The sequence below is a fragment of the Rhodopseudomonas parapalustris genome, from assembly GCF_053772255.1.
Genome location: NZ_JAMKBZ010000051.1, coordinates 1 through 12,505, shown reverse-complemented (window position 1 = coordinate 12,505; position 12,505 = coordinate 1). Strand labels below are relative to the sequence as shown.

11 protein-coding genes are annotated in these 12,505 nt (G+C 67.5%); 3 read left to right on the top strand and 8 right to left on the bottom strand.

Going from position 1 to position 12,505, the window contains the following annotated elements; all coding sequences use genetic code 11:
• The first annotated feature begins 176 nt into the window (after positions 1-176).
• On the top strand, positions 177-1,181 hold the full coding sequence (locus M9H71_RS24490) for an SLC13 family permease (RefSeq protein WP_455407466.1): 1,005 nt from the start codon (positions 177-179) through the stop codon (positions 1,179-1,181).
• A 4-nt stretch (positions 1,182-1,185) separates the two neighbouring features.
• Here M9H71_RS24490 and M9H71_RS24485 read toward each other — a convergent pair whose 3' ends face one another.
• The 8 genes from M9H71_RS24485 to mutY all read right to left on the bottom strand — a co-directional run bounded on the left by M9H71_RS24485 (position 1,186) and on the right by mutY (position 10,996).
• Positions 1,186-1,491 carry a DUF3240 family protein gene (locus tag M9H71_RS24485; protein WP_455407465.1) on the bottom strand — a complete coding sequence of 102 codons (306 nt, stop codon included), beginning with the start codon at positions 1,489-1,491 and terminating at the stop codon, positions 1,186-1,188.
• Entirely contained in the window at positions 1,488-4,583 is a 3,096-nt protein-coding gene (locus M9H71_RS24480) for an efflux RND transporter permease subunit (protein ID WP_455407464.1), read from the bottom strand. Before M9H71_RS24480 ends, M9H71_RS24485 begins: the two co-directional genes overlap by 4 nt.
• Positions 4,584-5,690 carry an efflux RND transporter periplasmic adaptor subunit gene (locus tag M9H71_RS24475; RefSeq protein WP_455407463.1) on the bottom strand — a complete coding sequence of 369 codons (1,107 nt, stop codon included), beginning with the start codon at positions 5,688-5,690 and terminating at the stop codon, positions 4,584-4,586.
• A 215-nt stretch (positions 5,691-5,905) separates the two neighbouring features.
• Entirely contained in the window at positions 5,906-7,228 is a 1,323-nt protein-coding gene (locus M9H71_RS24470) for a methyl-accepting chemotaxis protein (protein ID WP_455407462.1), read from the bottom strand.
• Complete coding sequence (locus M9H71_RS24465; RefSeq protein WP_455407461.1) at positions 7,191-7,727, bottom strand: PAS domain-containing protein; 537 nt, start codon at positions 7,725-7,727, stop codon at positions 7,191-7,193. The genes M9H71_RS24470 and M9H71_RS24465 overlap by 38 nt, the downstream gene beginning before the upstream one ends.
• A 156-nt stretch (positions 7,728-7,883) precedes the next feature.
• A complete protein-coding gene (locus M9H71_RS24460; RefSeq protein ID WP_455407460.1) occupies positions 7,884-9,206 on the bottom strand; it encodes a methyl-accepting chemotaxis protein in 1,323 nt (440 codons plus the stop codon).
• Positions 9,169-9,702: a PAS domain-containing protein gene (locus M9H71_RS24455; RefSeq protein ID WP_455407459.1), complete on the bottom strand. Its 534-nt coding sequence runs from the start codon at positions 9,700-9,702 to the stop codon at positions 9,169-9,171. The genes M9H71_RS24460 and M9H71_RS24455 overlap by 38 nt, the downstream gene beginning before the upstream one ends.
• Before the next feature lie 166 nt (positions 9,703-9,868).
• The gene (gene mutY, locus M9H71_RS24450) at positions 9,869-10,996 is read right to left on the bottom strand and encodes an A/G-specific adenine glycosylase (RefSeq protein ID WP_455407458.1); all 1,128 of its coding nucleotides are present in this window, start codon (positions 10,994-10,996) and stop codon (positions 9,869-9,871) included.
• 28 nt (positions 10,997-11,024) lie between these two features.
• Between mutY and M9H71_RS24445 the strand changes: the two genes are divergently transcribed.
• Together M9H71_RS24445 and M9H71_RS24440 are read left to right on the top strand one after the other, a co-directional pair.
• The gene (locus M9H71_RS24445; RefSeq protein ID WP_164604225.1) at positions 11,025-11,504 is read left to right on the top strand and encodes a DUF721 domain-containing protein; all 480 of its coding nucleotides are present in this window, start codon (positions 11,025-11,027) and stop codon (positions 11,502-11,504) included.
• 142 nt (positions 11,505-11,646) lie between these two features.
• The gene (locus M9H71_RS24440; RefSeq protein ID WP_455407457.1) at positions 11,647-12,321 is read left to right on the top strand and encodes a DsbA family protein; all 675 of its coding nucleotides are present in this window, start codon (positions 11,647-11,649) and stop codon (positions 12,319-12,321) included.
• The last annotated feature ends 184 nt before the right edge of the window (positions 12,322-12,505 follow it).

Below are 12,505 nucleotides of genomic sequence, written 5' to 3'. Positions count from 1 at the left end.
CGGTTGGCGGGGGGGGGGGGGGGGGGGGGGGGGGGGGGGGGGGGGGGGGGGGGGGGGGGGGGGGGGGGGGGGGGGGGGGGGGGGGGGGGGGGGGGGGGGGGGGGGGCCCGCCCGCCCCCCGGGGGGGGGGGGGGCGCCGCGCCCGGCTCTACACCATCGAGCCGGACGACCTGCTGGTGGTGAGAGGCTCGGGCGACGCCATCGCCGCCTTCATCAAGGCGACCAATCTGCAGGAAGCACCGTCGGCCGAAGGCGAGGAGCACGAGGCGCCCGCGCGCAAGCGCAGCGACGCCGGCAACGACGGCGATACCAAGGAGCGCAGCGGCGGATCGGCCATCGTCGAAGTGGTGGTGCGCGCCGACTCCTATCTGGTCGGGCAGTCCGCCGCGTCGCTGCGGTTGCGCAAGCGGTTCGGGCTGACGCTGCTCGGCATTTCCCATGCCGGCAAGCTGGCGCGCGAGAAGATCGGCGACCGCCTGATCGAAGCCGGCGACGTGTTGCTGCTGGCCGGGCCCGGCGCGGCCTCGACCGCGACGCTGAACTCGATGCGGCTGCTGCCGGTGAACACCATCAACGTCGCGCCGTATCGCGCCTGGAAGGTCGCGCTCACCGTCGGGCTGTTCGTCGCGGCGATCGCCGCGGCCTCGTTCGGGCTGCTGTCGTTCACGGTGGCGATCGCGATGGCGGTGGTGGCCTATGCGGCATTCGGCTTGGTGCCGGCGCGCGACTTCTACTCGACGATCGAGTGGCCGGTGGTGGTGATGCTGGCCTGCCTGCTGCCGATCGGCGCTGCGTTCGACCGTGTCGGCGGCACCGCGCTGGTGGCCGGCTGGATCGGCGAAATCACTCAGGGCTATTCGCCGATCGTCGCGCTGATCGCACTGATGGTCGCCACCATGGCGCTGTCCGACGTGCTCAACAACGTCGCCACCATCGTCGTCGCCGGACCGATCGCGATCGACCTCGCCCACCGCGTCGGCGGCAATCCCGACACATTCCTGATGGCGGTGACGATCGCCTCGTCCTGCGCCTTCCTCACCCCGATCGGCCACAAGAACAACACGCTGATCATGGGCCCGGGCGGCTTCCGCTTTTCCGATTACTGGCGGATGGGCCTGCCGCTCGAACTGGTGGTGCTTGTGGTCGCGGTGCCGATGCTGCTGATCGTGTGGCCGATCTGATCGATTACAGCAGACCGTCCGCTGTTGCCGCCACCATCCGCCAACGCACGCCGCGGCCGTTGAACTCGTCGCCGACCGCGTCGAGCAGGCCGCGCAACGCTTCGGTGTCGGCCGTGACGACGATCTCGACCGACAGCGTATGGCCGCGAACCTGTTCGACCACGCTGTCGTAATCGACGTCGCGGCCGTAGCCTTCGACCTCGCGCGCGGTGAAGCCGACGCGCGCGGTCGGTTCATGCGCCAGCATCGCGGCGATCACGTCGTCCTTCAACGTCACCGGGACCAGCAGCGTCAGCACCATCGCGCTCATGGCTTGGCCTCCTGCGGCTTGTGCGAGGCCGGAATCCCGAAGCGGCGGTACAGCACAGGCAGGATCACCAGCGTCAGCAGCGTCGAGGTGACGAGGCCGCCGATCACCACCACCGCCAGCGGCCGCTGCACGTCGGCGCCCGGACCGGTGGCGTAGAGCAGCGGCACCAAGCCGAACCCGGTGATGCTGGCAGTGAGCAGGATCGGCCGCAGCCGCCGCTGCGCGCCGATCTCGACGATCTGATCCGGCGGCAGCCCCTGGCCGCGCAGCATGTTGAAATACGATACCAGCACCAGGCCGTTCAGCACCGCGATGCCGAGCAGCGCGATGAAGCCGACCGAGGCCGGCACCGACAGATACTCACCGGTGATCAGCAGGCTGAACACCCCGCCGATCAGCGCGAACGGGATGTTGATGAACACTAACAGCGACTGCCGCAGCGACGAGAAGGTTACGAACAGCAGCAGGAACACCAACGCCAGCGCGATCGGCACCACGATGCCGAGGCGTGCCGCGGCGCGCTGCTGGTTCTCGAACTGCCCGCCCCAGACGATGCTGGTGCCTTCCGGCAGCTTGACCCGCTCGGCCACCGCAGCCTTGGCCTCGTCGACGAAGCCGACCAGATCGCGGCCCGAGACGTTGCTCATCACCAGCGCGAGCCGGCGGCCGTTCTCGCGGTCGATCTTCACCGGGCCGTCGATCCGCTCCAGCCGGGCGACGTTGGCGAGCGGCACCGATTTGCCGTCGCCGAGCACCAGATTGATGCCGGGGAGCCGTGCCGGGGATTCGCGGAACGTCTCGGTGCCGCGGATCAGCACGGGTGTGCGGCGGCCTTCCTCGACCACGATGCCGGCCTGCCGGCCCTCGATCTGGGTGCGCAGCGCCTCGGTGAGCGCGTCGACGTCGAGCCCGAGCCGGCCGGCCTGCAGCCGGTCGATCGCGACATTGTAGTATTCGAAGCCTTCGTTCAGCGCGGTGCGGACGTCTTCGGCGCCCTTCAGCGTCTTCAATGTCGCGGTGATCTGTTCGGCCAGCCTGTTGAGCGTCGGGATGTCGGTGCCGAAGATCTTCGCCACCACGTCGCCGCGGGCACCGATGATCATCTCCTGCACCCGCATCTCGATCGGCTGGGTGAAGGAGAAGCCGATGCCCGGGAAGCCGGCGAGCGCCTTGCGCACTTCGCCCATCAGCCAGTCCTTGTCGTGCGGCCGGCGCCACTCCGCCTCGGGCTTGAGGATGACGTAAGTATCGGTCTGGTTCAGCCCCATCGGGTCGAGGCCGAGTTCGTCGGAGCCGACGCGGGCGACGATGCTCTTCACTTCGGGCACCGCGCCCATCACCGCCCGCTGAATCTTGAGGTCGAGATCGACGCTCTGTTCAAGTCCGATCGACGGCAGCTTCTCGACGCTGATGATCGGGGTGCCTTCTTCCATCGTCGGCATGAAGATCTTGCCGAGCTGGCCATAGGCGAACACGGTCGCGACCAGTGCCAGCGCCGAGACAGCCAGCACCGCCTTCTCGTGGCGCAGCGCGAACCGCAGCACCGGCGTGTAGCCGGCGCTGATCTTGCGCACCAGCCAGGTGTCACCATGACCGGCGGTCTTCAGCAGCAGCGACGCCAGCACCGGGATCACGGTGAGCGCGAGCAGCAGCGACGAGCCGAGCGCGAACACGATCGCCAGCGCCACCGGAATGAACAGCTTGCCTTCGAGCCCCTGCAGCGTCAGCAGCGGCAGGAACACGATGACGATGATGCCGATGCCCGAGGTCACCGGCACCACCACTTCGCGCAGAGCCTGATAGATCCGGTGCAGCAGCGGCACCTGCGCGGCGTGGCGGTCGTGCGCCAGGTGCGACACGACGTTCTCGACCACCACCACGGCGGCGTCGATCAGCATGCCGATCGCGACCGCGAGACCGCCGAGGCTCATCAGATTGGCCGACATTCCCGCCCAGCGCATCAACACGAAAGTGGCGAGCGCCGACAGCGGCAACGTCAACGCCACCACCAGCGCAGCGCGCCAGTCGCCGAGGAACAGGATCAACAGCACGATTACGAGCACCACGGCTTCGAGCAGCGACTTCGACACCGTGCCGACGGCGCGGCCGACGAGATCGCCGCGGTCGTAGAACACGTTCAACGTCACGCCCTTCGGCAGCGTCGGCTCCAGCTCCTTGAACTTGGCGCGGACGCCATCGACGACGTCGCGAGCATTGGCGCCACGCAGGCCGAGCACCAGGCCCTGCACTGCTTCGCCCTGGCCGTCGCGCGTCACTGCGCCATAGCGGGTGATGCTGCCGATCCGCACTTCGGCGACGTCGCGCACCCGCACCATGCCGCCGTCGCGCGAAGCCAGCACGATGTTGCGCAGATCATCGAGATTGCGGACCTGGCCGTCGACGCGGACCAGCAGCACTTCCTCGCCGGCCGACAGCCGCCCGGCACCGCCATTGCGGTTGTTCTTTTCGATCGCCTTTTCCAGAACGTCGATCGAGATGCCGTGCGAGGCCATCGCCAGATTGTCGGGGACGATCTCGAAGCTGCGGACGAAGCCCCCGAGCGAATTGACGTCGGCGACGCCGGGCAACGTGCGCAGCGCTGGGCGGATGGTCCAATCGAGCAATGTCCGCCGCTCCGCCATCGTCAGGTCGCCGCCCTCGATGGTGAACATGAACATCTCGCCGAGCGGCGTGGTGATCGGCGCGAGACCTCCGGTGAGGCCGTCGGGCATGTCCTTCATCGCCGAAGCGAGACGTTCGGCGACCTGATTGCGGGCCCAATAGATGTCGACGCCGTCGGCGAAATCGATGGTGACGTCGGCGAGGCCGTATTTGGTGGTCGAGCGCAGGATGGTCTTGTTGGGGATGCCGAGCATCTCGAGCTCGAGCGGCATCGTCACCCGGGTCTCGACCTCCTCGGGCGTCATGCCCGGGGCCTTCATGATGATCTTGACCTGAACCGGCGAGACGTCCGGGAAGGCGTCGATCGGCAGATGCCGGAACGCCAGCACGCCGGCGCCGATCAGCAGCAGCGTGGCCAGCACCACCAGCAGGCGGTGCGACAGCGAGAACTCGACGAGACGGGTCAGCATCTACTCGACCCCGCCGAGCCCCTGCCAGGCGCCCTTCAGCGCGGCGATGCCGCGCACCGCGATCCGCTCGTCGCCGCGGAAGCTGCCGCTGACCACCGCGAATTGCGGCAGCTCCTCGCGCACCCTCACCGGGGTGGCGACGAAGCCGCTGTCGGTCTGCACGAACACGAAGGCATCCTTGCCCCGGCGCACCATCGCGCCGCTGTTCACCCGCCATTCGGCCGAGCCGCTGGTGACCGGTGCGATCTGCGCCTCGACCACCTGACCGGGCCGCAGATCGGTGTCGGGCTCGTCGAACTCGGCGCGGACGATCACGGTCTGTGAGGTCGGCTCGACGCTGGAGCCGATCGACACCACCTTGCCGACGCAATCATGGCCGCGCAGCGTGACCCGCGCGCCGACCGCGAAATCCTCAGCCCGCAGCGCCGGCACCTGGATCTCGACCCACAGCGGCGCGAGCTGCGCCAGCTTGAACACCAGCGCCAGCGCCTCGACGGTCTGGCCGGGCGTGGTCGGACTTTCCAGCACCACGCCGTCGATCGGCGCGATCAGCGTCAGCTTGGGATCGAGCTTCTGGTTCGCCGCCAGTTTCTCGACCGCCGTTTCGGTCATGCCGTAATGCAGCAGCGCCTGGCGGCGCTCGGCGGCGGTGGCCTTGGCCTGTTCGTATTCGCTCTGGGTGACGATGACCTGCTTCTTGGTCACCGCGCCATAGGGCGCGAGCTGCTCCTCGCGGTCGAGATTGGTCTTGAGCAGCCGCTCTTTGTTGTAGGCGACCAGATACTCGGCCTGGGCGTTGGCCAGCGCCGGACTCTGGATCTCGGCCAGCAGATCCCCGGCCCTCACCACCGTATCGATCCGCACCAACAGCCGCTCGATCCGGCCGCCGAGCGGCGCATTCATCAGCCGGCTGCGATCCGGCGGCACCGCGATCCTGCCGGGGAAACTAAGGCCGGCGGCGGCGGGCTGCTTCTCCAGCGGCGAGGTCTCGATCCCGACCCGTTCGGCCTGCTGTTTTGAGATCGGCAGTTCGTCGCCGGCACGCGCGGTCCCGCACGCCAGCACGGCGGCAATCAGCAAAAGCGAGATGGTCGAAAAGCGGAGCATGGGTCTGTCACTGGCACCTGTGCCGGCCCGAAGATGCCGGACGCGCCGGCTCCCCGCAGCCGCCGCAAAACGTGCTGCATGCCTATGCTAGCGCGGCTGACAGGACGCTGACAGGAGCGCGCGCAGCCAGCCTCAACGGCCGCTGCGCGGCGCCCGACTCGTGCTGCCAGCGATTCGCATCAGGACTCGTCAGTCCTGCGCGACCGTTGCGACCTTCAGCCGGCGCGCTGGGCCAGCATGTCGGCACGGACCCGGCCGAGATAATCGCGGATCCGGTGCGCCAGGGTCTCCGACTGCGACGACAAATGGGTCGAGGCGGTCATGGTCGAGGCGGCGGATTGCTCGGTGTCGCGGGCGCTCGCGGTCACCGCCTGGATACTGCCGGCGATCTCGCTGACCACGTCGTAAGCCTGCTCGATGTTCCTGGCGATGTCGGCGGTCGCGGCCGATTGCGCTTCGGCGGCGCCTGCGACGGCCGCTGTGATGTCGTCGACCTCGGTCATCACCGCCCCGATCTCGCCGATCGACCGGCTGACGAGGTCGGCGGCGCTGTGAACGTGATCGACCTGCCCCTCGATCTCGCCGGTGAATTTGGCGGTCTGCTCGGCGAGCGCCTTGACTTCGGCCGCCACCACCGCAAAGCCGCGACCAGCTTCACCGGCGCGGGCCGCTTCGATGGTGGCGTTCAGCGCCAACAGGTTGGTCTGGCCGGCGATCACTTCGATCGACTTCACCACCTCGGCGATCCGCTCGGCGACGCTGCGCAGGCTGGCGACGTTGGCGGAGGCTTCCGATACCCGGGTCACCGCACGGCCGACGACTTCGGCGGAGCGGCCGATCTCGGCGCCGACCTCGCGGGCGCTGGCCGAGAGTTCGGTGGTGGCGGCAGCGACGCTACGCATGTTGGTGCTGGCCTGCTCCGACGCGGCGGCGACGGCGGTGAGGCGCTCGCGGGTGAGCGAGGCGCCGCTGGTCAGACTGCCGGCGGTGTCACGCATGCCGCGGGAATCCTCGTCGAGCGACGACACCACGTCGCTCACCGCGGTTTCGAGCTGCGCCGCCTGCTGGGCAAAACTGTCGATCCGTGCCTCGATGCTGTCGGTGGCGGCGTTGATGGTCTTGGCGCCGCGCAACAGCGCGCCGTGCAAACCGCCCGGCAGGATGCGGCGGAAGTAGCGACGGTGCTGCACCGCGTCCATCGCGGCAGTGGCCTCGCGCACGAAGGCGTCGCAGCCATCGATCACGTCGTTGACGGCGCGCAGCATGTCGCCGGTGCGGCCGTTGTCGGGAATATGCAGGATGCGCGCCTCGAAGTCGCCGGCCGCAATTCTTCGGCAGACGTCGCGCGCCTGACCGATCAGCCGCGTGGTCTGTACCATGCGGTACAGCGCGAGGCACGTCGCCAGGATCGCGAAACCCTGTATCGTCATCGCGGCGGCGCGATAATCCAGCGCCTCGAGTGCCAGCGCGATCGACGACGCGACGATGATGACGACGATATTAAGCTGCGCTTTGGAGAGCGAACATGAGTTCGTCATAGCTGACCTTTTTGGAGGCGACGAAATCCGTCAGCGCCTTGAGGCCGGCCTCGACTGCCTGCTTGCCGTTGGCGTGACTTTGCTCGACCCGCAGCACCTCGGCATAGAGCGGCGCGATCGCATTGGCGACCACGCTCGGATCCGGATTGCGGCGGTTGGAGTGATAGGCGACGATGTTGCCGTTCGCGTCGAACGACGGCGTGATGTGCGCGAACACCCAATAATGGTCGCCGTTGCGCGCCATATTCTTGACGTAGCCGAAGATCTCGCGGCCCGCCGCGATCGTGTCCCATACCAGGCGGAACACCGCGCGCGGCATGTCGGGATGGCGAATCAGACTGTGCGGCTGGCCGAGCAGGTCCGCCTCGCTGTAGCCGGCGATGTGACAGAAGGTGCTATTGGCATAGGTGATGCGGCCCTTCAGATCGGTCTTGGACACGATCAGTTCGCCTGCCGGAAAGAACACTTCTTTCCCGGTCGGCTGAATTTGGACAGCCATCGCCTCTCTCCTCACACGACACGCTATTGGTTATTATGGTCAGTCGTTTGAATTTGTCTTAAGGCCCCGCTCGTCAGTCGCGCCTGACTTCGTAGTTGCACGAAGCCAGGTTCATGGAACCGGCGTCGGCCGACGATCAGGCCCCAATCCCTCCACTCATGCGGCCCGTTGTTCCACCAGTTCCTTGCGGACCTGACCGAGATAACCGTTGATCTGCTGCGCGAGCTGTTCGGACTGCGACGACAGCTCCGCCGACGTTGTCATGGTCGAGGCCGCTGCGCGCTCGTTATCCTCGGCGTTGCCGGCGAGGACATGGATGGTGTCCGAGATCTCGCGTACCACCGCGAACGCCTCGTCGATGTTGCGGGCGATCTCGGCGGTCGATTGCGACTGCGCGCCCGCAGCACCCGCGACCTGGCGGGTGATGCTGTCGATCTCGGCAATCACGGTTCCGATCTCGCCGATCGAATGACTGACCGCGCCGGCAGCGCCGTGAACCTGGCCGACCTGGGTCTCGATCTGGTCGGTGAACTGCGCGGTCTGCGAGGCCAGCGCCTTGACCTCGTGCGCCACCACGGCGAAGCCACGGCCGGCATCGCCCGCACGCGCCGCCTCGATCGTGGCATTGAGCGCCAGAAGGTTGGTCTGGCTGGCGATCGCCTGGATGGCCTTGACCATCTCGCCGATATTGTTCGCAACCTGCTGCAGCGCGTCGACATTGCCGCTGGCCTCGCCGACGCTGCTCACCGCGCGCGCCACGATTGCGGCTGAGCGCTCGATCTCGGCCCGCACGCCGCCGGCGCTCGACGTCAGCTCGGACGTGGCCGACGCGACCGACTGCATGTTGGCGGCCGCCTGCTCGGAGGCGGCGGCGACCGAAGCCAGCCGTTCGCGCGCCGACGAGGCGCCGACCGTCAGCGAGCCGGCGGTGGTCCTCATCTCGGCCGAGCCCTGGTCGAGCGCGGTGACGATCGCACCGGTGCTCTCCTCAAGCTCGGCCGTGCGGCCTTCGAAGCTCTTGATCCGGCTCTCGATGTTGCCGGCGGCGGTGTTGATGGCGCCGGCACCGTGCAGCAGCGCGCCGTGCAGGCCGCTGGGCAGGATGCGGCGGAAGTACTTGTTGTGATGCATCGCGGTCATCGCCGCGGTGGCCTCGCGGACGAAGGCGTCGCAATCGTCGATCATGTCGTTGATCGCATGCAGCAGCGTGCCGGTGCGGCCGTCGTCGGGAATGCCGAGAATCCGCGCTTCGAAGTCGCCCTTGGCGATGCGGCGGCAGACGGCGCTGGCCTCGCCAAGCAATCGCTGCGTCTGGGACATGCGGAACAGCGCCATGCTGGCCAACACCAGCACCACCGCCTGAATCGCCATCGCGGCGACGTAGGACTCGAACGCGCCGCAGATCAGCGCCACTGCCGCGGCGACGATCAGGCCGGCGACGTCAAGCCGCGCTTTGGAGAGAGAACATAAGTTCGTCATAGGACGCCTTCCGGGAAGCAACGAAATCGGACAGCACGCGACAACCGGCGGACAACGCGTCCTTGCCGTTGACATGGCTGCGCTCGGTGCGAAGGATTTCGGCGTAGAGCGGGATGATCGCGCCTTCCAGCACGCTGCGGTCCGGCGCGCGGCGATTGGAGTGATAACCCACCACCCGGCCCGCCCCATCGAACGACGGCGTGACATGGGCGAACACCCAATAATGGTCGCCGACCCGCGTCATGTTCTTCACATAGGCGAAGATCTCGCGGCCCTGCTGCACCGTGTCCCACAGCAGCTTGAACACCGCGCGCGGCATCTCGGGATGGCGGATGATGTTGTGCGGCTTGCCGATCAGCTCGGCTTCGCGATAGCCGGCGAGATCGCAGAACAGCCGATTGGCGTAGGTCAGCCGGCCTTTGGTGTCGGTCTTGGAAACGATCAATTCAGAAGCTGGGAAGAAGGCCTCCCGTCCGCTGGGCGTGACGTGGCGCATAGACGACCTCGATGGAACTCATTTGCGCCTGCTCGTTATTCGCATAACTGTTGCGAACAGGTTTATTCCACCAAAGGTGAATGACTAAAGTTCGCTATATTGATATTTACGCCACCATAATACCGTCACCACACCTCAACGCTGGGCTACAGGTAACTGGAGGCCGTTATTCCGCGAGGCCGTGGGCGATCACCTTGCGCATCAAATTGGGCAAGGCTTCATCCGGAAGCGTCGCGATCTGCGCCCAGCGCATGCCGGCGGGGGCCCTGGTCCCGGCAGGGGCGTGCGCCACATAGACGGTCAGCTCCAGCGGGAAGTGCGTGAACACATGGCTGACGACGCCGGCCTTGAGATGCCAGCGCGTGACGCCTTTCACCGCGGGCGCCTGGGCCCGGGCGGCGGCCTCGTCCTGATCGGGCAGCCAGTCGGAATTCGGCACCTCGGTCATGCCGCCGAGCAGGCCCTTGGCGGGGCGGCTGCGAACCAGCACCTGATCGCCGCGGATCACCACGAAGGCGGCGCCGCGGCGCAGCGCACCCGACTTCTTCGGCGCCTTGCGCGGAAAGCTCTCGGCATCGCCGCGCACCCGCGCCGCGCACCCCTGCATCAGCGGGCACAGCGCGCAGGCCGGCTTCTTCGGGGTGCAGATGGTGGCGCCGAGATCCATCAGCGCCTGGGCGCTGTCGCCGGCACGGGACGGGCCGAGCAGCGTCTCGGCCAGCGCCTTGATGCGCGGCTTGGCTTTCGGCAGTTCGTCCTCGACCGCATACAGCCGCGACACCACCCGCTCGATATTGCCGTCGACCGGCATCGTCCGCCGGCCGAACGCGATCGCGGCGATGGCGGCTGCGGTGTATGGCCCGACGCCGGGCAGCGCCCGCAGCCCCTCCTCGGTATCCGGAAAGCGGCCGCCATGCAGGCCCGTCACCGCCACCGCGCAGGCGTGCAGATTGCGGGCGCGCGAGTAGTAGCCGAGCCCGGCCCACATCTTCAGCACGTCGTCGAGCGAGGCCTCGCCCAGCGCTGTCACGCTCGGCCACCGCGCCATGAACTTGTCGAAATATGGTCCGACCGCCCGCACCGTGGTCTGCTGCAGCATGATCTCCGACAGCCACACCGCGTAAGGGTCGGCACTCGCGCCCGGCGGTGCCCGCCACGGCAGGCTGCGGCGATGCCGGTCGTACCAGGCGAGCAGCGCTTGCGGCCGGGCGCGCGCGGCCTCGCCGTCCGTGTCGTGCTCTGCTGTGATGACCGGGGATTGTTTCCGCCGCGGCGCCGCGCCTGCTAGACTCATGAGCGGTATCGTCGCAAAGCGTCCCTGCATGAGCAAGCCCGGCCCGATCTCCGCCAAGCCGCTGTCCGGCCTATTGGGCGCAACGCTGTCCGAAGCGTTCGCCAAGCAGGGCTTTGCGGCGCGCGAACTGGTGACGCGCTGGGCCGAGATCGCGGGGCATCAAATTGCGGCGCATTCCGAACCGCTGAAGATGCAGTGGCCGCGCCCGGTCGACGGCCAGCCGGTGGAACCGGCGACGCTGGTGCTGAGGGTCGAAGGCCCGATGGCGCTGGAGATCCAGCATTCCTCCGACCTGATCCTGGAGCGGGTCAACCGCTTCCTCGGCTGGAATGCGGTCGGGCGGATCGCGCTGCGCCAGGCGCCGTTGTCGCGCCGGCCGCGCAAGACCGTGCCGCGCGCGCCCGATCCTGCGGCGGTCGCCCGTGTCGCCGCGACGCTCGACGAGGTCGCCGACCAGGAGCTGCGCGATGCGCTGGCGCGGCTCGGTGCGACGATCAAGCGGAAGTGACGCTCACGGATTCGGCGTGTTCCGGCCCGGCATTGCCACAATTGCCGTTTCAAGCTAGCGACATCCCAAGGTCGGACGGCCAAAATGCCGCTGACGTGTCGTTGTCCGCGGCGTGACCCGCCGAACTGGAGCTGTTTTGCCGATGATCACGCGCCGCACTTTCACCGCCGCACTGTCGCTGACCGGGGTCTTCGCCGTCGCCGGCCTCTCGCCGTTCCGGCTGATCGACCAGGCCTTCGCCCAGAGCAAGGACGCGGCGACCGCCGCCGATGTCGCCAAGCCGATGTCGCTGCCCGACATGGCGCTCGGCCCGAAGGACGCCGCCGTCACCGTCACCGAATACGCCTCGCTGACCTGCTCGCACTGCGCCGCGTTCAACGAGCAGGTGTTTCCGCAAATCAAGAAGGCCTACATCGACACCGGCAAGATCCGCTACGTGTTCCGCGAATTCCCGCTCGACATCAAGGCCGCTGCCGGCTCGATGCTGTCGCGCTGCATCGCCAAGGACGATTCCGCCAAGTACTTCGCGGTCACCGACGTGCTGTTCAAGAGCCAGACCGAGTGGGTGCTGAAAGACACCACCGATCAGCTCAAGCGCATCGGCAAGCAGGCCGGCCTGTCGGGCGAAGAGGTCGAAGCCTGCCTCAAGGACCAGAAGCTGCTCGACAAGATCGCCGCCGACCAGAAGTACGCCAACGAAGTGCTGAAGGTGAACGCCACCCCGACCTTCTTCGTCAACGGCGAGATGCTGCGCGGCGAGAATTCGTTCGAAGAATTCTCCAAGCGCATCGACGCCCTGCTGGCGAAGAAGAGCTGAGGCGGAACGCTGGTAACAAAGCGGTCCACTCGCGTCGTCGAGCCGCCGCTCTGACGTCAACCGCACCTGATCAATCGTCATCCCCGCGAAAGCGGGGATCCAGTATCCCAGAGCGTTCGCGGCCAGCATCGAGCGGTACGACAATCGCTCTGGAATACTGGGTCGCCCGGACAAGTGTTCAGCC